Consider the following 19,409-nt stretch of genomic DNA (forward strand, 5'->3'; position numbering starts at 1 on the left):
CGTCAGCCCTTGCTCATCTGACGTTGCGTCGATGAGTTCAGAGATGTCCTGAGAGATACGAGTCGAGAACGGCACGGTCAGCTCCCTCCCCCGCGGCCTACCTCGTCGAGGCGGCGTAGAGGCGGCCGGCTCGAAGGTCGGCGATGGCATCACCGGAGGTCGATCCAGGCTCCGTACATCCCTCGTAGACCCGGCGGCGTTCGAGACGGTAGGAGCAGGCTCGGTCTGGTAATCGACAGGGTCGATCGATTCGTCGGGTGCTGGCGTCGGACGACGGCGCTGCAGTGACGCCGGCCGATCCTCGATCTCGCTCATCGGATCACCTGCTCCACGATCTCGGTGTACGCAGCAAGGACTGGGGCTCCCTTCCGATAGTTGCCGTACCATTCCCCGACCAATCGCACTTCTGGGACGATCGCACGGTCAGGAACAAGTGGAGTGAGCAGGAGACCTGTAGCCCGTAGCTCTTCGATACTCGCCACTGCGGGTCGGCTCATAATTGTTTCTTTTACACCGCCAACTACGATTCCGGCCTCGGTAATCGAAGCAGGAGCGCCGAGGCGACGGCGGTTGATGCGAAACTGCTCGATCGTTCTGCGTGCCCCCTCCACCCCGTCGACGCCGTCTCCGCTAGGTGTCGCCGCGTAGACGACCGTGTCTGCCGCGTTCAGCGCCGCAAGCGTCAAAGGCCCACCTTGCCGATTAGGACAATCAATAACAACCAGGTCCGCATTAAGGCCCAGCAACGAAACTTTCAACCTGATTTCAGCGTGATCAGCTCGGTCGGCTTCGCGATTAGAAACCGATCGGGCGGAAGGAATAACGCGCAAGTTGTCGTTCCACGAGCTGGGGACAGCCAGGTCTTGAGCCCAACCCTCCGGATCAGAGTCTCCGAGGATTGCCCCCACATGCAGGCCTTCCCCCGTCGGCGCGACATTGAGCCACTTCGTCGTCGCTGCGCGTGGGTCGAGGTCGATGAGTAGAACTCGCTTTCCCCTCGTCGCGGCGACCATCGCCAGGGAGACGGCCGTCGTGGTCTTGCTGACCCCACCAGATTCGCTGTACACCATGACAACCTGCATGCCGTACATCATACACGCATGACAGCCTTCCTGCTTTGCAGCTTGCTTGCGTTATTTCATGCATGCATTAAATCTTGCCTGCATGTCATCTTGCCGTCAGGAAGGCATGCAGTTACGCAGGTGGGAAAGGAGGAAGCAGGTCGATCACAGTCAGCCGTCGTTGCTGAAGAGGACGACTACGGGCCGTCCGTGCAGCTTCGGGTCGAACAATCGCTCGCACGAGACGTAAAAGCTGTTGACGTCGACCAGGCCGATGCGCTGTTCAGAGCGCAGGGTGGAGGTGGTGCAGGCAGACGGTGACGACGCCCCACACCTGGAGGTCGCTGAGTTCGGGGACGAGGATCGGCGGGTATTCGGAGTTCTCAGCGCGCAGGAGGACGCCGCCGGGGGAGAGCTCGAGGCGTTTGACGGTGAGTTCGCCGTCGAGGATCGCGATGACGACGTTGCCGTGTTTGGGGGAGAGGGAGCGGTCGACGACGAGCTCGTCGCCGTCGCTGATGCCGGCGCCGATCATGCTCTCCCCAGAGACGCGGACGATGAAGGTCGACGTCTTGTCGCGGATGAGGTGGTCGTTGAGGTCGAGGGAGCCGTCGAAGTAGTCCTGCGCGGGGGAGGGGAACCCGGCAGCTACCGCGTCGCCGGCGACGAGGAACGCGATCGCCACGGCGTCCAGCACCGGAGTCGAGATCCGCTCCACGATCGTCACAGTCATCTCGATACCTCCTGACCAATTCGAACATAAGTTCGATGAAAGTCGAGTGTAGGTCGGAGGGTCCGACAGCGCTCCTGGGCACCAATGGTTCGGCCGCTGGGTGGAGCCGTCTCGGGCGCGTCGAGCTCGTCGGAAATCCATGTCGACGTCGAGGGGCAGCGTCGGGGCTAGGCAGCGGTGGAGGACCACCAGAGCGATCCGGGGGCGAGCATGCCGGTGCGTCCCCAGTGCAGCGCCTCGCGGTGATCGCCGCGGCCGGCGGCGTCGCGGGGGTAGAGCGGCCAGACGCGCTCACCGAGAGTGGTGTCCTCGAACAAGGGTCGGCTCGACACGTGTCGGCGGCGCGGGCGTTGCCTGGGGGAGGAGGAGCGGTGGGTCAGCTCGGCTTGCCACCAGGCCCAGACCTCGCGCTCGACGCCGTATCGGTGGGCTCGATCTGCGAGGGCTCCGTCGACGCCGAGGATGCGAGCTGCGGCAGTGCGGAGGTCGCGCTTGGCGCGGGTCCACCCAATCGTGTGCTTGATGATCAGCCGGTGTGTGCGCAGGCGGGAGAGGGCGGTGGCGGCGGTGCGGGTGGTGACTCCGAGCAGCGTGGCGGCGGCGTCGAGGGCGAGGGTGCCTTCGCGGCGCAGCAGCGCGTAGGCCTTTCCTGCCAGGTGTCCCAGGCCGGCGCGGGTGAAGAGGTCGTGTCGGGTGTCGGTGAGGTCGGCTTCGAGCATGGTGAGGAGCATGGTTCGTTCGGTGAAGATCGGCCCGGGGGGGCGGGGGTTATTAATGGTTGTGACCGGACCTTGCAGAAAGCCTGTGGAGAAGTACTCGGACAGTCGCCATTCGCTGGCGTTCGAGCCGTCCGCGCGGACGGCGAGCTGCACGTAGCCGTCCTCGCGCAGCGTCCGCAGGGCGCTGGCGGCCGTGGTGCGGCCCAGGCCCGCGAGGAGGGCGAGGTCTCGGATGGACGCGGCGACGGTGCGCTTGCCGGTGTGCAGGGTGAGGTAGGCCAGGGCGGTGAGGATCGTCTTCTCCGACGTCGCCCGCTCACTCCGCCCCCACCGGCCCGGGCTTACCCGGAACCGCTCGAGGAGAGCGCTGACGGCGCCGACAAGGCTCTCCAGCTCCACCAGGTCGCCCGGCTCGCGCTCGGACGGGAGAACGGCGTGCAGCGCCGCGTACTGGAGCGCCTTCTGCCACTGCCGCGTCAGACGCTCGGCCGCTTCGTCGCGCGAGCGCGGGCGGCGGTGACTGCGACCGGTGTTCTTGGTCCGAAAGTGCTCCATCCCGGGAGCTGTCCGAGCGGCGTGCTCGACGTCGGTCAGGGACCAGCCGGCGTGAGCCGCCGAGAGCAGGCACATGAACGCCGTCCACGACGGATTCGCACCGCCACCCGCCGTCGCCATGTGCCCCGCGCCGGCAGCGCTGAGCTGGCGGTGCGCCCGATGCGCAGTGGTCGCGGCGACCGGGGGAGCGGCGTCGATGGCGCGCGGCGGGCGGGACGCTTGCAGCACAGCGGTCACGGCCTCGATAGCGGCCGCGGTGACGGTCGCATCCAGCAGCTCCTCCGCGCGACCGCGCAGAACGCTCGAGAAGCTGCCGTCGCGGTGCGGGGACAGCGGAGGTCGAGCGGCGCCGGTGCGGGGATTGCAGAGCATCCCGTGATCCAGCGTGCGGAAGTTCGCGCGAGCAGCGATCGCCAACCGAGCCACCAACTCGGCTGGCGCACCCTCGGTGAGTGCGATCCACAGGTGCCGGCCGCCGGTCCCAGAGGACTGGCACACGAGATGAGCGACCTGGTGCGCGTCCAGAACGGCGGAGAGAGCGTCACAGTCGTCCGCAGCCTGCTCCATGAGGTCCGCGTCGACGCCGTGGGAGTCCTTGCCGTCAAAGTCGAAGCAGAGCAGCCGGAACGCTCCTGCGTCATCTGCGAGGTAGATCGCCCACGGGGCGGCCGGCGCGGCAGGGGAGACAGGGAAGGCGACCGGGTAGGCGTTCTCGTCCAGGCGTCCGTAGGCGTCTCGGCGCATCGTCCGCACGTGGTCACGTGGGCTTAGCCGACGCGACAATGACCATGCCTCGCCCGCCATCATCGGCGTGATTTGGCGCGCCGGACCTGTTGGTGCAGATTCGGCAAAATTGGGTACTATGAGGTCACCTCCTCCTCGCGGGGGTGGGTACAACAGAGGGCCGGCTGGTAACCGGATCGCTGTTGGAACTAGCTCGAACCTCTGGGCCTGGCAGCTGTGAGGGTTTGAGCTACGGAACTTGATGGGCCCGCCTACCGGCGGGCCCTTTTCGTTTAAGCGACTTGGGCGATCGGCCACTCCTGCTGCTCGTAGTCGTGATCCGGGGCGATTTCAACCGGGGCAAGTTCAGGCGCGCCAAGGGCATGGCACAGGTACGCCGCGGCAAGATCCCCGTACGGAATCCCCCTGCGGTCAGCTTCTGCCCGGATACGTGCACCGACGGTCATCGGTGGACGCACCTTCATCGTGTCGCGATCGCCCTTCGACGGTCGTCCGATCTTCGCGCTAGCCATGGACCTATTAACACCGAAGTTCCGGGAACCGAAAGGATTGACGAGGGCGTGTCGCATCAAGACCCCCCTCCCGGCTCGCTCACGCGACCTCGTTCGGCCCGCAGGGATGATTCTAGCCATGCCTAGCCCAAGGGATCTAGCGAAACAGCTGACGCACGGATGTCACGCCCACGACCACCGAGGAGCCCGTGTAAGAGCGCAGGTGGGGGCGGTCGCTCCGTCCCAATTTGACTCAGCGCTTCATGCTGGTGGCCTCAGCTGGCGCGGTGAGAGGCCCGACACACAGCTATCCGCGCGAAAGAAGCGCCACGGCTCGGCGTAGCAAGCCGTGGCGGAACGCGCGCGCAAGGCTCGTCTCGCCGTTGCAGAACCGGAAGAAGTAGTTGGCTCCGAGTCGCGAGTGAGCGGTGACGAGGTGGACGAGCGCGGAGCGCTTCTCGAAGAAGCGGAGAAGCGACGACCCTGCACTGATCTCCGGTTCGAGCTCTCGAGTGATCTGCACGGAGTAGTCGGCCAGGGCAGCACCGTCTCCGGCCGCTGCGGCCGCGGCCGCTGTGCCGGCCCAGGTCCCGGAGCGCAGAGCAAAGCTGATGCCTTCCCGAGTCCACGGCTCGAGGAGACCTGCCGTCTCTCCGGCCACGAGGACGTGGCCGCGGTAGGACGGCGTTCCCACCTTGCGCCATTGAGTCAGGTGCCCGCTCTCGTGCAGCGGGGGAGTGGTCGCCATGCCGAGCCGAGAGAGCCACTTGTTGAGGTACTCGCGGGTGTGCGGAGCATTGCCTTTGGCCTCGATGACGCCGACCGTGAGGGAGTCCTTCTTGGGAAACACCCAGGCGTAGGTGCCCGGGCGAGGACCCCAGTCGAGCAGAGCGGTGTTGCGCCAGTGGTCGCCCTTGGGCATCGGGATTTCAGCTTCAAGGCCGAGGTCGGCCTGTTCAATCTCGACCCCCACGTATCGGCCGATTCGACCACCGGAGCCGTCTGCGCCGACAACTATGTTGGCCGTGAAGGTGCCCTTGTCCGATGTGAGCGTGACGAGGCTGTCCGCTTCGCTGATCGAGCGGACGTTGACACCATCACGGAACTCGGCGCCGGCCACAATGGCGGCATCGACGTTCTGCTGATCGAACGTCTCCCGCTGGACCATCACAAGCGCGGCGTCCGGGCCAGAACGCCGAGTGATGCGGCCCATGTGGCGAGAAAATCCGACTGCGCTGATGCTGCGGTCGAAGTCGTAGGAGACACCCGGCGCGAGGTAGTTGCGGGAGACCCCAATGAGTCCGCCTCCGCATGTCTTGTACCGAGGGAAGCGGGCCTTGTCGAGGAGGAGCACACGCGCTCCATGATCGGCGGCGACGCGTGCTGCGCTGGCGCCTGCCGGCCCTGCACCGACGACGACGACGTCCCAGTGATTGTCGGCGGTCTCGTGTGTCATGGGGCAGAAGTCTATGGCGGCGAGCTCCCAGGCTCCGGTCAACTCCACCGTTGACCTAGGCATGGCTATAAAGTTGCAGCTTGCTCGTTACCGAGACGTGATGAGCGACGAACCAAGCGGGAGTGTCAGATGAACCACCGGCAGCGCAGAGCAGAGGTCCAGCAGCTCGTCAGGGATCGTGGCATCCCGGAGGCAGTGAGCTTCGAGGAGCTGGTGAAGCACGTCGAGCGGTACCGAGGGACAAAGATCCTGTTCAAGCAGGACCCTCGCCTCAACGGCGAGCGAGTGTGTGGCGCGTGGACCGGCGACCCGACAACTCGCATCGACACGGTGCATGTCCCGGCTGACGCGAAGACCGAGGTGCAGCTCTTCATCGCCGGTCACGAACTCGGTCACATGCTGGCTGAGAAGCCTGGCTCCGAAACGAGGCTCGGTGACGATCCGCGCGTGCAGGAGTTCCTCGCATCTGTGCTCAACCCGGGCAGAGTGGTCCCGTACGCATTCCAGGGCATCGACGACCTCACGAACGAGCGCGAAGCGCGGGCTGAGGCGATCGGGGATCTGCTGGTGCTGCGCATCCTCCGCGGGCGTCGACGGCACGCGAATCGCGACTTCAAGTTCGAGCAAGTCTTCGCCGGATGAGCGTTGTCGACGCCGCAACCAGCGTTGCGACGTGGCTTGGCCGGATGAGCTTCATCGACGCCGCGACAATCGCGGTCACCTGGGTGGCCGCTGCTTCAACCCTTCGGAAGAAGATGCGCGAGAAGCGCTCCATGCTGCCGTCGGGCGTCGTGCTGTGGACCATCGCGTGCACCTTGCAGGTCGACGTTGTCTACGACTCCGTTGACACCTGGCTCGGCGGATCGAACATCACGAACTTGATCTACCGAGCACTCGTCATCATGGCTCTGGGGTGCCTCGAGGTGATGGTGATCCGAGCGACGCGAGGGCGTGGCACCCCTTGGGAAGCGCTCGTCGCAGCGGTGGTCGTGGCGATGGTCGCCCTACAGAGCCTTCTCTTCGCTCTCAGCTCATGGCCAACCACCGACACGTACCTGTCTGCGTACGGCGGGGAAATCGGTCGCGAGCTGTTCTGGAACGTGATGCCGATCTGCATCGGTGCGTTCTCCGTCCACGTGATCCTCACCGTGGGAGCCGAGTGGCGGGCGCACTCGGTCCGGGCAACACGCTGGGGGCTGGCGTTGATCGGCTTTGCAGCGGCCCTCGATCTGCTGTGGCTCGTAGAGAATCTGGCAACGAGCGCGTACCGCGTAGTGGGGGATCCGGGGTTCTTCCTCGGCCCGAACGGCGATGTCGTCGGCGCATGGCTCGTCGGTACGATGATCGCCTGTACAGGGCTAGGAGTGGCCGTCGCATCCGCGGAGACGCTCGTAGATCACCTGTGGATGCGTCTACTACTGGTTCGGGCCACTCCGGTCTGGAGCCGGACTATCAAGTCGGCACCCGAGCTGACATTGACGGGTAGTGCGGGACTGGCGAGCTCGATCTTCACCCTGGAAGTCGAGCACGTCCTCTATAGAAGGTGGAAAGAGATGCTCGACTGCGAAAGAGCAGGAAAATTCGTTCCGACGAGCGCGGAGCGCGAACTCCTAAACGAGATCGCGCGGACGCTCGGCGGCACCACCGAACGGACTCCGCAGCGCGAGCACGCCGGCATCAGCGGGCTTCTGAGTCTAGGGCGAGCGTGATGAGCGACACCGACTGGTACTCGCCAGAGCAGAGGCACGAGAGAGCGGAGCTCGCTCGTAAGTTGAATCTGCTCATGGACGTCATCGTCGCGGACGACGGCAAGCCGACGAGCTATCGCGCTCTCGCCACGTTCCTAGAAGCACGCGGCATCAAGCTGAGCCGCGCCCGCTGGACATACATGACGAGCGGCAACCGCTACGTCGTCAACGACACGAAGCTACTGAGCGGCATCGCGGAGTTCTTCGAGGTCGACTCGAGCTACCTGATCGGGTCGGACAACGACGAGATCCCGGCGAAGGTCGAGGCCGCGTTGCAGTTCGTGCGAGCGGAACGCCTCGGAGCCGTGCGCCTGTTCGCTGCGCGCAAGCTCGGTGAGGTGTCCCCGGAGACGTTGGCGAAACTGACAGCGATCCTGGACGAGGCAGCTCAGGGAACCGAACGGGCACCCTCCACCGAGTAGCCTCAAAATTGTTTGCTAGGCATGCCTAGAAATTTTCCTAGGCATGCCTAGGAGCTGTTAAGCTCGCTCCCGTAGGTCGACAGCGGGAACCCCCGCGCTGCGCCCACAGCGATGGGAGCAGCAGCCGATGGTCCGACTGGGCATGAGTTCATGTGCGACGGCGGAGGCCGTCCTCGGGATCGCCTCGGTACTGGCACTGTCGGGCTGCACCACCGCATCTACCCCCGTCGACGCGGCCGACCCGAACGCGCCCGCGTCGACGGGGACGACCTCGGCTCCGCCAGTCGTCGGCGCTCCGACGTCGACCGCAGAGGTGCCGGCAACTGGCACTGACGACGAGTCGGTGCCCCACGACCACGACGTCCCCACCGACCACTCCGCGGAAGCAGACACGACGGCACTCGCGACGCGAGCGACGTCGCTGTACTGCCGGCCGGGTCTCGATTACGACACCTGGATTAACGAGCTGTATCCGGTGCTCTCGCAGCAGGCGGCCGTCGCCTACGAGACGGTCGACCCCGCGAACGTGCCCTGCACGACCCTCACCGACGCAGCGTCGGTCCGGGACGGGGACGGCGCCTTCACGATGCGGATCCTGGTTCCCACGGATGCGGGGGAGTACTCCGTGTACGTCCACCGCACCGTCGAGACCGGTCCATGGGCTGTCGAGCAGATCACCCCCCTGGCGTCGGAGTAGCCCGGTGGCGAAGGGGGGAATGGGGGTTCTCGCGGCGGTCCTGGCACCGCTTCTCGCGATCGCACTGCTGCTCTGGCTGCTGTTCTTCGGCGCCGCTGAGGACGCGGCCGCAGCATGCCTGCCTGGCGGCGGACCGGTGAACGTATCCGCGATCCCCGCGGACGCGAAGGTCGGCGCCTACGGTCACGACCAGCTCGTCAACGCAGCACTGATCGTCAACGCTGGCGCCGCGAAGGGCCTCGGCGCCGATGGTCAGACCCTCGGCGTGCAGACGGCGATCGGGGAGTCCTCGCTGGTGAACATCAGCTACGGCGACGGCGCGATCAACCCGGACGGGTCGGTCGCTGACTCGATCGGCCTGTTCCAGCAGCAGTCGAGCTGGGGCACCGTCGAGCAGCGGATGGACCCGACGACCTCGGCCGGCTTCTTCTACGACCGCCTCGTGGCCGTCGAGGGCTGGCAGGCGATGGAACCGTCCATCGCGATCAACAAGGTCCAGCGCAACGCCGACCCGAACCACTACACGAAGTACCGCGCCGACGCCGTGGCGATCATGACCTACCTCAACAGCCTCGGCAGCAGCACGATCGCGCCGACGACGGCGGCGCCGGTGGGTGTTCCGTCGACGCCGATCGGCACGGCGCCCGCCTCACCGGCGCCGGTCGGTGGATGCGTCGCTGTGTCCGGCGATGCGCAGGCTCTCGCAGCGAACCTCGTCGCGGCGATGGACGCCGGCAACCTGATCCTTCTCGAGGACCGGTACGCGCAGCAGATCCGCGACATGGCTGCGGGCACCCCCAAGGAGAACTGCGCGATCGATGTCCGCATTCTCCAGATCATCACGATCGCCCTGAACACGTTCGGGAAGATCGGCGTCTCCGACCTCAACCGCCAGTGCACGGGCTCGCTCCTGGGCGCCGGCACGGGTTCCTCGCACTGGATGAACGGCGGCGGCAACGCCGTGGACTTCTACAGCTTCGCCGGCACCGCCACGACCGGCTGCGACCCCAACGCCCTCCAGCTCCTCGACGTCCTGGACCCGCAGGTGCCGCAGGGCTCGCGTGCGGGCCAGATCCAGTGCCGCTCGACCACGTACCAGCACATCACCCAGTTCGGTGACACCCCGAACCACCTGCACTTCGACGTCGCCTACGCCGACGGCCCCCTCACCACCGGATAACCGGACCCTTTCGACGCCGCAACCGCGGCGCCGATCACCCCGCACCACCCACCACGAAACGGAGCACACACCATGTCTGTCCTCATCTCGGCAGCGGCCGACATCCTCACCACCGCGGGCGCGCTCGGCGCCGTCGTCCCGGACCCGGGCCCCGGCGGCATGCCCCCCGGATTCGATTCCTTCACCACCGTCATGGGCTGGGCCAAGTGGGTCGGCCTCGGCGTCGCCGTCGTCGGCCTGATCATCCTCGGCGTCACCATGACCGTCTCCGCCCGACGCGGCGAAGGCGGCGAAATCGGTGGCTGGCTCGGCCGCCTGCTCGTCGGCGTGATCATCGTGTCCGCCGCGTTCACGATCGTCGGCTTCCTCATGGGCGGCTAGCGTCCGGGAAACCATCACGACAGCACCGATAGGAAGGCAAGGGACGTCATGAACGACTCCGAACCGCGTAACCCGTTCACCAAGAAGGGCTTCATCGTCGGAGCCGCCATCGTCGGAGTACTCGCCCTCGCCGGCATCGTGCTCGGCGTGACGTCCCTGGACGCCGGGGGAGGCGGCACCACCGCCGCCACCCCCGGCACCTCCACCCCCAGCTCCACCATCTCGGCGGACGCCGAGAGCGTGTGCGGACTCCCGGGATACGACGAGACCGGAACTCTCACCGCCGCACCGACGACGGAATGGACCATCGTCGGCACGATGGCCGCCCCGAACTCGGAGACAGCCGGACCAGGAACCACCGACGATGACGGCGTGCGACGTTGCTACGCACACACCGTCGACGGCGCGCTCTTCGCGGTCGCGAACGTCTGGGCCATGGGCTCGAACGCACGCCTGGGCGATGCCATCACCGACAAGCTGACCGTTCCCGGCCCCGGCCGCGACGCAGCGCTGGCGAAGGACACTCCTCAGTCGAACACGGGTCTCAGCGCCCAGATTGCTGGCTTCAAGCTGCTCTCTTACAGCGGCGACAGCGCAACGATCGATATCGCCTTCCGCCTCAGCAATGGATCGATCGCAAGCAGCGCAACAGACGTTGCCTGGTCAGACGGTGACTGGAAGGTACAGCTCACCGACAACGGCGACTCGGCCTACAACCCCGTCGCGCTACAAAACCTCGGCGGGTACGTGCCCTGGGCAGGTGTCGCATGACCCTCCTCGCCACCGAAACCGCGCCTCCCGCATCGGAGTGCGACTTCTTCGACTTCCCCTGCAAGCTCAACGAGGGCATCGGCAACGTGGTCTCAGTTGCTGCGAACGATGCGTTGCAGCAGTTCGTCAACAACATCATGGAGGGCTACGGAAAGGCCCTCGCCTCTCTCGGCACCCTCTGGGTGCGCGTGCCTTCGCCGGTCACGGTCGTGGATCAGGGCGGCGGAGTGAACGGTGGCGGAACTCCGCCGCAGCCGGAGGCGTTCGAGACGATTCTCGGCTACGTGACGTGGGTGTCCGCGGGTCTGGCCGTCATGTCCCTCATCATCGCCGGCGTGATGATGGCCTCCCGACGCCGGCACGGCGACGGCGAGGCTCACATGGGCCGCATCGGCGTGATCATCATGGCCGTGCTGCTCCTGTCCTCAGCGTCGGCGCTCGTGACCGGGTTCCTGCCGCTGGCGATGCACCTCAACGAGTCCTCGAGCGTCGTCGGCTGGGTGCAGGGCCAGTTGCAGTGGTACACCGGCGGTATCGCGATCCTCTCGATCCTCGTCGCCGCGGGTCGCATGGTGTGGACGCAGCGCGCGATGCCGTTGCGCGAGCTCGCGGGGTCGGTCCTGACGCTGATCGCCGTGGCCGGGGCCGGCCTCGTCGTGATCCGCCTCGCGACCTCCGCGGGCGATGCGTTCTCCGTCTGGATCCTCGACAACTCGACCGACTGCAGCGTCACCAACGGGGAGTCGAACTGCTTCGGCACGACGGTCGGAGCGATGATCGGGATGACGATGGCGTCGCAGAACTCCATCGGCCTGATCGGACTGTTCCTGCTGGGCATGCTCGCCGTGTTCATGACCTACGTGCAGATCGCGCTGATGGTGTTCCGCGGCGCGATGCTCGTCGTCCTCGCCGGCATCTTCCCGATCGCCGCCGCAGCGACGAACACGGAAATCGGTCGGCAGTGGTTCAAGAAGGCGATGGCCTGGACCCTCGCCTTCATCCTCTACAAGCCCGCCGCGGCGATCGTCTACGCGATCGCGTTCCGGATGACCGGCACCGACCTGTTCAAGTCAGACGGCACCGGGCTCTTCCAGATCGTCACGGGCCTCGCGCTGATGCTCATCGCGCTCATCGCCCTGCCTGCACTGATGCGCTTCCTCGTCCCGGCCGTCTCCTCGGTCGGCGGTGGCGGGGCGGCGGGCCTGTTGCTGGGCGCCGCGGCTCTCTCGGCCGCGGGTGATGTCGCGACGGGCGCGATCCGCGCCAGCAACAACGGAGGCGGTGGTGGCGGGAACGGCGGCGGTGGAGGCGGCAATAGCTCGTCCACGGACGGACCGTCCGGCAGCACGTCGACACCGGGCTCTCCGGCGTCGACGTCGGCCGCGGACCCGTCAGGGTCGGCATCGACGGTCGGCAGCGGCGCCGGTGCTGGTGCGGGAAGCGCGGCGACCAGCGGCGCGGGAGCTGCCGCGTCGAGCGGCGCCGGGGCCGGGGCAGCCGCGAGCGGCGCCGCGGCGGCGGCTGGCCCGATTGGCGCCGGTATCGCCGTCGCAACGAAGGCCGCGGAGGGCGCGAAGCGTGCCGCGCAGGCCGTGAAGGCCGGCACCGAAGAGGCGACCGGCAGCAACGAGAGCGGGAGCTAACCCATGTCGAGCACAGCAACCGAGCCGACCAAGGCTCGTACGTACGGCAACTGGCGAAAGCCTCAGACCGCCGGTCTCGGCGGGCTCGGGCAGCTCGCCACCCTCGTGATGTTCGTGGGCATCGTCGCCTCGATCATCGCGTCCATGTTCTCCGGCCTTGGGCCGGCACTCATCGTCGCCGCCATCTTCGGCGGCATCCTCCTGACCGTCTCGGTCAAGGACAAGCACGGGCAGAGCGCCCTCGGAAGGATGGTGGTCCGCGTGAACTGGTGGCGTACCAAGAGCAAGGGAGCGAACATCTACCGCTCCGGCCCGACCGGACGTGCCAAGTGGGGCACCTTTCAGCTGCCGGGCTTGGCCGCGGCGTCTCAGCTCACCGAGCACGAGGACTCCCACGGTCGCCGGTTTGCTCTGATCAGCACCCCGATGACAAAGCACTTCACCGTCGTGCTGGCGACGGAGCCGGACGGCGCCGCGCTGGTGGATCAGGAGCAGATCAACAACCAGGTCGCGGAGTACGGCATCTGGCTCGCCAACCTCGGAGACGAGCCCGGCATCGAGGCGGCCTCCGTGACGGTCGAGACGGCTCCCGACACGGGCACGCGCCTGCGCGGTGAGGTCGAGGGGTCGATGGACCCGGACGCGCCGCTGTTCGCGCGAGCAATGCTCCAAGAGGTCGTAGAGACCTACCCGGTCGGATCGGCCACGATCCACGCCTACATCGCGCTCACGTTCACGGCGACGGCGCGGATCAACGGGAAGCGCCGCAATGCCAAGGAGGTCGCCGCGGACCTCTCCGCCCGTATCCCTGGCTTGACGTCTTCTCTCGCGGCGACGGGGGCGGGCGCCGCGCGGCCCCTGAGCGCGCAGGAGCTGTGCGAGGTCATCCGCACCGCGTATGACCCGGACGCGGCGCTCTTGATCGATCAGGCGCGCGCAGAGGGCGAGACGGCGGACCTGTCCTGGACCGACGTCGGCCCTGCGGGCGCCGAAGCGCACTGGGACTCCTACCGTCACGACGGAGCGGTGTCGACGTCGTGGACGATGACCGCCCCGCCGCGCGGCGTGGTCCAGTCGAACATCCTCGCCCGCCTGCTCGCACCGCACCGTGACATCGCCCGCAAGCGCGTGACACTGCTCTACCGGCCTATCGATCCCGCTCGAGCGGCGGCGCTGGTGGAGGCGGACCTGAACGCGGCCCAGTTCAACTCCTCCGCGTCCACCAAGCCCACCGCCCGCTCCACGTTATCCACACGTTCTGCACAGGCGACGGCCGCGGAGGAAGCCTCCGGCGCCGGGCTGATGAACTTCGGCCTGATCGTCACCGCGACCACGCTGCAGCGTGGCCAGGAGCCCGAAGCGCGCGCCGCGATCGACTCCCTCACCTCAGCCGCCCGACTGCGGATGCGGCCGGCGTTCGGGTCGCAGGACTCCGCCTTCGCCGCCGCGCTCCCGCTGGGGCTGGTCCTGCCCCGGCACCTGCGCATCCCCAACGAAATGCGGGAAATCCTGTGACACACCCCGCCACCACCAGGACGGCACTGGACACACGTCCGGTGCCGTCCCGGGTTAACCCTCAGCCCTCACCCGTCTTTGTCGTCGTTCCGACCCTTCTTGGAGGCCCCCAGTGAGCAGCACCACCAAGTTCTTCTCCCGCCACCGCGACACCGAGCCCGTCGACGCCCCCGCCGACGTCGACGGAGACGAGCTGCCGACCGGCGCCGTCGACGTCGACCAGAGCGAGGACGCCGGCGACGTCGACGCGCTCGACTCGGCCACGCCCACGGGCGCGGTCGGAGCCCCGACGACGGCGCAGGCCGCGGCGACATCGACGGACGCTCGCGCCCGTTCACGCCGCGCGCGGAAGGCTGAAGAGGAGGACGCCGCCGCAGCTCGCGCCGCCAGCTCTCCTCTCGCCCGCGAGAAGCCCTCCAAGCGGTCGCGGAAAAAGCGAGCGATCCCGCACCAGGGCGGCAGACAGAACATCGAGAAGGAGTCGGCGCCGAAGCGCCCGATGCGGCCGACGTCGACGGGATGGCTCGGCCGCGGCGGCGGACAGGCCATCTCGATCCAGCCCGCCGATGAGTTCCGCGCGACAACCGTGCAGGTGTGCGGGCTGTACCCGTTCTCGGTCGGAACCGGCACGCCCATGATCGGCGTGCCGTTGGGGAAGAACCTCACCACCGGGGCCTCCGTGTTGTGCGACCCGATCAGCTGGTTCCAGCGGGCGCAGCTCATCTCCAACCCATCGATGTTCGTCCTCGGCAAGCCGGGACTGGGGAAGTCCTCGCTGACCCGCCGCATGGCCACCGGGCTCGCCGGATACGGCACCATCCCGCTGGTCCTCGGAGATCTGAAGCCCGACTACGTGGACCTCATCCGCGCGATGGAAGGACAGGTCATCACCCTCGGCCGCGACCGCGGCTACCTCAACATCCTCGACCCCGGCGAGGCGACCAGCGCGGCGAAGCGCCTCCGCGACGACGCCGACCAGGCGCTCGAGCAAGCCGCGGAGCTCGACGCCCGCGGCGGCGACTCCAAGGAACTGCACCTGCGCGCGGTGAAAGCGCAGCGCCTCGCCGCACAGGTCCTCGCGGACGCTCACGGCCGCCGGCACACGATGATCGCAGCGCTCCTGACGATCCTCCGCTCCCAGCCGCCCACGGACCGGGAGGAGACGATCATCGACCGGGCGCTCAAGTACCTGGACGAGCACCACGAGGGCATCCCCGTCCTCGCAGACCTCCTCGCCGTCATCCAAGCCGCGCCGGACGAGATTCGACAGGTCGCCCTCGACCGCAACGACCTCAAGCGGTACAAGGAAATCACCGAGAACCTCGAAGCCTCCCTCATCGGCCTCACCTCCGGCGGCCGGCTGGGCGAGATCTTCTCCCGCCACACGACGACCCCCATGCGGCGGGACCGGCCCGTGGTCTACGACGTGTCCTCAATCGATGACTCCGAAGGCGACCTCCAGGCGGCGATCCTCCTTGCATGCTGGTCCGCGGGGTTCGGGACGGTCAACGTCGCCGCGGCGCTGGCCGACGCGGGGATCGAGCCCCGCCGGCACTACTTCGTGATCCTGGACGAGCTGTGGCGGGCGCTGCGGGCGGGAAAGGGCATGGTCGATCGCGTCGACGCGCTCACCCGCCTGAACCGTGCCCGCGGTGTCGGCCTGGCGATGATCAGCCACACCATGTCCGACCTCCTCGCGCTTTCCAGCGAGGAGGACCGGATGAAGGCTCGCGGCTTCGTGGAACGCTCCGGCATGGTCATCTGCGGCGGCCTTCCCGGTGCGGAGATGCCCCTGCTCACGTCGGCGGTGCCGCTGTCCTCGAAGGAGCAGGAGATGCTCACGAGCTGGCAGGACCCGCCCGCCTGGGATGGCGTCTCCGGGAAGGAAGCGGACCCGCCTGGCCGTGGCCTGTTCCTGATCAAGGTGGGTGGCCGTCCCGGCATCCCCGTCCGCGTTCACCTGACCGGGGCGGAAAAGGACGTCAACGACACTAACAAGCTCTGGCACACCACGAGCCGCGCAGGCCGCGCGAACGAGCCGCTGGCGACCGATCCGGTCGTGGTGGAGATTCTGCCGTGAGCGTCCTCGTCGCCCTCGGTGCAAGCTGCGTCGCGCTCGGCGCGGCCGGCGCCGCGATCGTCAGCGTGATCGCCGCCCACCGTCGGGGTGCGGCGGAGCGCGATCGGTTTCTGCTCACGGGCTGCTGGACCGGGGTCGCCCTGATGGCGGGCTTCGTCGCCTGGGATCAGTGGGACCGGGTGATCGCGTGAGCTGCACGTCGATGGTCGTCTACGACGGCTACCTCTGGGGCTGCTCGATGACGTCGACGCTCCCGCACTCGCACCACATGACGGACCTGCCGGTCGAGTACGCCGACAACGGCCAGGCCGTCCTCACCTGGGGCTCGAGCTGCGAGGCCGCGGCAGCCGACGCGACGCCGCGCTACGACGGGCCGATCTACGAGCGGTGCGAGCCGCGCCGCTTCCCGCCGGCGCCCGTGCCGCTCGCGGACCTGGTGACCTCGTGACCGCTCCTCGCGCCTCCGCCGTAGCCGTCGAACACTTGACACCCGCTCGCACCCCTCTCATCAGCCCAGCATCGACCGAAGGAGTCGCACCATGAGCCTCACGAATAACCGCCGGAGGGAGCCCGGGAAGGCCAGTAACGGCTTCGGTATCGCGTTCGCGGCCGGCGCCGTCCTGGTCATCGCTCTGACCGTCTACATCGCGGTCCGGGTCGGATCAAAGGTCGACGGCATGAATCCCGACATGGACACCGACCCGTCGAACTTCTTCTCCGTCGTGCTCGACGTGTTCCGCGGCCGTCTCGTCTGGCCGTTCACCACAACACTCATCGTCGCCGGGATCGGTGCGATGGTCGTGCTGCTGGGCACCCTGTTCCTGGTCTCGAAGAACGCCGGCAGGAAGAACCGGACCGCGATCGACTGGACCGCCCGCCACACCGCGACGCCCGCGGAGATGAGCCACATGCGCGGGAAGGCAGCGAAGGAGAAGTCGGCTCGGCTGGGCGTGACGGACTCGTTCGGCGTCCCCATCGGCAACCTGCTGAGTGACGGCCGGCCGCTGTACGCCTCGTTCGAGGACATGGTGCTGCTGCTCGCCGGCCCTCGCGTGGGCAAGTCGACGTCGTTCGTCATCCCCGCGATCGTCAACGCTCCCGGGTCGGTGGTGACGACCTCGAACAAGCGCGACGTGCTCGACGCGACCCGTGATCTGCGGGCAGCTCGCGGGGCCGTGTGGGTGTTCGACCCCCAGCGCGTCGCGGTCGAGCCATCGTCCTGGTGGTGGAACCCCCTCTCTTACGTCACCGACGACACCAAGGCAGCGAAGCTCGCGCAGCACTTCGCGTCCGGATCCAGCGAGGTCGGCGCCCGCGCGGATGCGCACTTCGAGCCCGGCGGGCGGGAGCTGCTGTCGGCGCTGCTGCTGGCGGCGGCGCTGGACGGGCGCCCGATCACCGACGTCTATGAGTGGACGACCCAGCCGGAGGACGAGACGGCAGCGAAGATCCTGTCGGCGAGCGAGTTCCCGCTGATGGCGCGGAGCCTGCGGGGATTCCTGCGGTTGGAGCACCGAGAGCGCGGATCGATGTTCTCGACCGCCCGCCGTATGGCGTCCTGCTTGAAGGACTCCGGCACCCGCCAGTGGGTGAACCGGCAGGGTGAGAGCGACACCCGGCCGCAGTTCGATCCGGCCGCGTTCGTGCGCTCCACCGGGACGCTCTACAGCCTGTCCAAGGAGGGCGCCGGCAGCGCCGGCCCCCTCGTCCTCGCGCTGACCGCCGCGACCGTCGAGGCCGCGGAGGAGCTGGCAGCGGTGTCGCCCGGCGGCCGGATGCAGACGCCGATGCTCGGCGTGCTCGATGAGGCGGCGAACGTCTGCCGCTGGCGGGACCTCCCCGACCTCTACAGCCACTACGGCTCGCGGGGAATACCGATCATGGCGGTGTTCCAGTCCTGGTCGCAGGGCATCGGCGTGTTCGGCAAGGAGGGCATGTTCAAGCTCTGGTCGGCCGCGAACGTGAAGCTCTACGCCGGCGGAATCTCCGAGCCGGAGTTCCTGCGCATGGTGTCCGACCTGATCGGCACCTACGACCGGGAGACGACCTCCGCGAGCATGAACAAGGGTGTGCGCTCCACCACCAGCGCGTTGAAGCGCGAACTGATCCTCGACGTCGCGGAGCTGGCGAACCTCCCCACACCGAGGAAGGGCCGCAAGATTGGGCGCGCGGTGATGATGTCCTCCGGTAACCGTGCCGCGATCCTGCGCACCGTCCCGTGGTTCGACGGACCTAAGGCGCTGGTGGAGTCGATCAACGCTTCCATCGCGAACCACAAAGCGGGCACGCCCGCACCGACCACGCCGCCCCTCGTCACTACCGCAGCTATGGAGGAAGCATGACCGCAGACGACTTCGACCCGTTCGGCGGCGAAGACGCCGCACCCGCCGCGGAACACGCTCCGGCACCAGACGAGGAGGCAGTAACGACCCACTACGGGTCCGCGGATGAGTTCGTGCGCAAGCAGCTCATCAGCACCTACCGCCGCCGGGTGATCGCCTACGGCTCCGGGGGCGGCATGCGCTGGAAAGCGGCCTGGTGGGAGAGCAAGGAGGCGGTGCAGCGCATCGAGGCCCTGTGGCGGGCGTGGGAGGCCGCCCGGCGAGACGAGACGGACGGGCCAAGCACCTGGTGGGTCAACCACTGCGACCCGCACATGAACGTGCTCCTGTCGATGGATGGGCCGTTCGCGGACTCGCGCGATGAGAACGACGTCGGGGATCCGCTGCCCTACACGCCGCCACCGGTCGGCATGTTCGAGGACGACAACCAGCCCCCGCTCTACACAGAAGTGGTGGCGGAGCGAGACGGCGCCGCACGCTGACCCTAACTACCGGAAACAAGCGTCCCTCTCACAAAAATTGACCTTATGTCAGTTCTCGGCCTATGCCGTCTCGTGGTGCGAGTCGTGGCGGAATTTGACGCTCAGCGTCCCGCCGATCGATTCCCATTCGGGATGGCACCCAGACCGGGAAGGCTCTGTGTCATGGGTCGGTGAGAAGCTGGCGCGTTGAGCGCGCATTCGAGCCCCTCAGCGGCAGAGATCGAACGAGATCTCTTCAACGGGCGACTGGTCGAGGACGTCCTGCGCAGGTTGCCTGTGGATAACTTACCCAGCAAGTGTTCAGCTTTGACTTCCAGCCGTGTAGTTCACGACCGAAGCGTGACCCAGCTCGAAAAACAGTCCGTTTCGGCCCCTGACGGCCCCCTGGC

At 67.4% G+C, this 19,409-nt stretch carries 19 protein-coding genes and 1 pseudogene; 14 read left to right on the top strand and 6 right to left on the bottom strand.

Going from position 1 to position 19,409, the window contains the following annotated elements:
* Nucleotides 1-311: 311 nt before the first annotated feature.
* The 6 genes and pseudogenes from GSU72_RS20660 to GSU72_RS20680 form a co-directional block, all read right to left on the bottom strand.
* Nucleotides 312-1,082 carry a ParA family protein gene (locus GSU72_RS20660; protein ID WP_159987156.1) on the bottom strand — a complete coding sequence of 257 codons (771 nt, stop codon included), beginning with the start codon at nucleotides 1,080-1,082 and terminating at the stop codon, nucleotides 312-314.
* Between the two features lie 153 nt (nucleotides 1,083-1,235).
* Nucleotides 1,236-1,355, bottom strand: a pseudogene (locus GSU72_RS21935) (hypothetical protein); the annotation flags it as partial.
* A complete protein-coding gene (gene umuD, locus GSU72_RS20665) occupies nucleotides 1,345-1,794 on the bottom strand; it encodes a translesion error-prone DNA polymerase V autoproteolytic subunit (protein ID WP_159987157.1) in 450 nt (149 codons plus the stop codon). The gene umuD and the pseudogene GSU72_RS21935, both read right to left, overlap by 11 nt.
* A 167-nt stretch (nucleotides 1,795-1,961) precedes the next feature.
* A complete protein-coding gene (locus tag GSU72_RS20670) occupies nucleotides 1,962-3,812 on the bottom strand; it encodes a hypothetical protein (RefSeq protein WP_159987158.1) in 1,851 nt (616 codons plus the stop codon).
* A 272-nt stretch (nucleotides 3,813-4,084) separates the two neighbouring features.
* On the bottom strand, nucleotides 4,085-4,324 hold the full coding sequence (locus tag GSU72_RS20675; protein ID WP_148060332.1) for a hypothetical protein: 240 nt from the start codon (nucleotides 4,322-4,324) through the stop codon (nucleotides 4,085-4,087).
* A 286-nt stretch (nucleotides 4,325-4,610) separates the two neighbouring features.
* The gene (locus GSU72_RS20680) at nucleotides 4,611-5,759 is read right to left on the bottom strand and encodes a geranylgeranyl reductase family protein (protein ID WP_159987159.1); all 1,149 of its coding nucleotides are present in this window, start codon (nucleotides 5,757-5,759) and stop codon (nucleotides 4,611-4,613) included.
* Nucleotides 5,760-5,888: 129 nt separating this feature from the next.
* On the opposite strand from GSU72_RS20680, the gene GSU72_RS20685 reads away from it, so the two are divergent.
* The 14 genes from GSU72_RS20685 to GSU72_RS20750 all read left to right on the top strand — a co-directional run bounded on the left by GSU72_RS20685 (nucleotide 5,889) and on the right by GSU72_RS20750 (nucleotide 19,020).
* Nucleotides 5,889-6,401: a hypothetical protein gene (locus tag GSU72_RS20685; RefSeq protein WP_159987160.1), complete on the top strand. Its 513-nt coding sequence runs from the start codon at nucleotides 5,889-5,891 to the stop codon at nucleotides 6,399-6,401.
* A complete protein-coding gene (locus tag GSU72_RS20690) occupies nucleotides 6,398-7,468 on the top strand; it encodes a hypothetical protein (RefSeq protein ID WP_159987161.1) in 1,071 nt (356 codons plus the stop codon). The genes GSU72_RS20685 and GSU72_RS20690 overlap by 4 nt, the downstream gene beginning before the upstream one ends.
* 74 nt (nucleotides 7,469-7,542) lie before the next feature.
* A complete protein-coding gene (locus GSU72_RS20695) occupies nucleotides 7,543-7,929 on the top strand; it encodes a hypothetical protein (protein ID WP_159987162.1) in 387 nt (128 codons plus the stop codon).
* A gap of 127 nt (nucleotides 7,930-8,056) precedes the next feature.
* Complete coding sequence (locus GSU72_RS20700) at nucleotides 8,057-8,626, top strand: hypothetical protein (protein WP_159987163.1); 570 nt, start codon at nucleotides 8,057-8,059, stop codon at nucleotides 8,624-8,626.
* 19 nt (nucleotides 8,627-8,645) lie between these two features.
* Nucleotides 8,646-9,806 carry a hypothetical protein gene (locus GSU72_RS20705; protein WP_159987164.1) on the top strand — a complete coding sequence of 387 codons (1,161 nt, stop codon included), beginning with the start codon at nucleotides 8,646-8,648 and terminating at the stop codon, nucleotides 9,804-9,806.
* Nucleotides 9,807-9,878: 72 nt separating this feature from the next.
* Nucleotides 9,879-10,187 (top strand): hypothetical protein, encoded by a 309-nt coding sequence (locus tag GSU72_RS20710; protein ID WP_159987165.1) that lies wholly within the window; start codon nucleotides 9,879-9,881, stop codon nucleotides 10,185-10,187.
* A gap of 48 nt (nucleotides 10,188-10,235) precedes the next feature.
* Nucleotides 10,236-10,958: a hypothetical protein gene (locus tag GSU72_RS20715; RefSeq protein ID WP_159987166.1), complete on the top strand. Its 723-nt coding sequence runs from the start codon at nucleotides 10,236-10,238 to the stop codon at nucleotides 10,956-10,958.
* Complete coding sequence (locus GSU72_RS20720) at nucleotides 10,955-12,601, top strand: hypothetical protein (RefSeq protein ID WP_159987167.1); 1,647 nt, start codon at nucleotides 10,955-10,957, stop codon at nucleotides 12,599-12,601. Before GSU72_RS20715 ends, GSU72_RS20720 begins: the two co-directional genes overlap by 4 nt.
* Nucleotides 12,602-12,604: 3 nt before the next feature.
* On the top strand, nucleotides 12,605-14,116 hold the full coding sequence (locus GSU72_RS20725) for an SCO6880 family protein (RefSeq protein ID WP_208545238.1): 1,512 nt from the start codon (nucleotides 12,605-12,607) through the stop codon (nucleotides 14,114-14,116).
* 469 nt (nucleotides 14,117-14,585) lie between these two features.
* A complete protein-coding gene (locus GSU72_RS20730) occupies nucleotides 14,586-16,196 on the top strand; it encodes a type IV secretory system conjugative DNA transfer family protein (protein WP_244256182.1) in 1,611 nt (536 codons plus the stop codon).
* Nucleotides 16,193-16,387, top strand: coding sequence for a hypothetical protein (locus tag GSU72_RS20735; RefSeq protein WP_159987168.1), 195 nt, complete (start codon nucleotides 16,193-16,195; stop codon nucleotides 16,385-16,387). Before GSU72_RS20730 ends, GSU72_RS20735 begins: the two co-directional genes overlap by 4 nt.
* Nucleotides 16,384-16,644: a hypothetical protein gene (locus tag GSU72_RS20740; protein ID WP_159987169.1), complete on the top strand. Its 261-nt coding sequence runs from the start codon at nucleotides 16,384-16,386 to the stop codon at nucleotides 16,642-16,644. The genes GSU72_RS20735 and GSU72_RS20740 overlap by 4 nt, the downstream gene beginning before the upstream one ends.
* Before the next feature lie 91 nt (nucleotides 16,645-16,735).
* Nucleotides 16,736-18,538 (top strand): TraM recognition domain-containing protein, encoded by a 1,803-nt coding sequence (locus tag GSU72_RS20745; protein WP_159987170.1) that lies wholly within the window; start codon nucleotides 16,736-16,738, stop codon nucleotides 18,536-18,538.
* Nucleotides 18,535-19,020, top strand: a complete 486-nt coding sequence (locus tag GSU72_RS20750; protein ID WP_244256176.1) for a DUF4913 domain-containing protein — start codon at nucleotides 18,535-18,537, stop codon at nucleotides 19,018-19,020. The genes GSU72_RS20745 and GSU72_RS20750 overlap by 4 nt, the downstream gene beginning before the upstream one ends.
* The last annotated feature ends 389 nt before the right edge of the window (nucleotides 19,021-19,409 follow it).

The organism is Rathayibacter sp. VKM Ac-2760 (genome assembly GCF_009834185.1).
In the GTDB taxonomy this organism is placed as follows: Bacteria; Actinomycetota; Actinomycetes; order Actinomycetales; family Microbacteriaceae; genus Rathayibacter.

Excerpts from the sequence above, each read along its gene's own strand:
- GSU72_RS20675 (WP_148060332.1), bottom strand. The coding sequence starts at position 4,324 with ATGGCTAGCGCGAAGATCGGACGACCGTCGAAGGGCGATCGCGACACG.
- GSU72_RS20680 (WP_159987159.1), bottom strand. The coding sequence starts at position 5,759 with ATGACACACGAGACCGCCGACAATCACTGGGACGTCGTCGTCGTCGGT.
- GSU72_RS20690 (WP_159987161.1), top strand. The coding sequence starts at position 6,398 with ATGAGCGTTGTCGACGCCGCAACCAGCGTTGCGACGTGGCTTGGCCGG.
- GSU72_RS20715 (WP_159987166.1), top strand. The coding sequence starts at position 10,236 with ATGAACGACTCCGAACCGCGTAACCCGTTCACCAAGAAGGGCTTCATC.
- umuD (WP_159987157.1), bottom strand. The coding sequence starts at position 1,794 with ATGACTGTGACGATCGTGGAGCGGATCTCGACTCCGGTGCTGGACGCC.
- GSU72_RS20685 (WP_159987160.1), top strand. The coding sequence starts at position 5,889 with ATGAACCACCGGCAGCGCAGAGCAGAGGTCCAGCAGCTCGTCAGGGAT.
- GSU72_RS20745 (WP_159987170.1), top strand. The coding sequence starts at position 16,736 with ATGAGCCTCACGAATAACCGCCGGAGGGAGCCCGGGAAGGCCAGTAAC.
- GSU72_RS20710 (WP_159987165.1), top strand. The coding sequence starts at position 9,879 with ATGTCTGTCCTCATCTCGGCAGCGGCCGACATCCTCACCACCGCGGGC.
- GSU72_RS20725 (WP_208545238.1), top strand. The coding sequence starts at position 12,605 with ATGTCGAGCACAGCAACCGAGCCGACCAAGGCTCGTACGTACGGCAAC.
- GSU72_RS20695 (WP_159987162.1), top strand. The coding sequence starts at position 7,543 with ATGGACGTCATCGTCGCGGACGACGGCAAGCCGACGAGCTATCGCGCT.
- GSU72_RS20670 (WP_159987158.1), bottom strand. The coding sequence starts at position 3,812 with ATGCGCCGAGACGCCTACGGACGCCTGGACGAGAACGCCTACCCGGTC.
- GSU72_RS20660 (WP_159987156.1), bottom strand. The coding sequence starts at position 1,082 with ATGCAGGTTGTCATGGTGTACAGCGAATCTGGTGGGGTCAGCAAGACC.
- GSU72_RS20700 (WP_159987163.1), top strand. The coding sequence starts at position 8,057 with ATGGTCCGACTGGGCATGAGTTCATGTGCGACGGCGGAGGCCGTCCTC.
- GSU72_RS20750 (WP_244256176.1), top strand. The coding sequence starts at position 18,535 with ATGACCGCAGACGACTTCGACCCGTTCGGCGGCGAAGACGCCGCACCC.
- GSU72_RS20720 (WP_159987167.1), top strand. The coding sequence starts at position 10,955 with ATGACCCTCCTCGCCACCGAAACCGCGCCTCCCGCATCGGAGTGCGAC.
- GSU72_RS20705 (WP_159987164.1), top strand. The coding sequence starts at position 8,646 with ATGGGGGTTCTCGCGGCGGTCCTGGCACCGCTTCTCGCGATCGCACTG.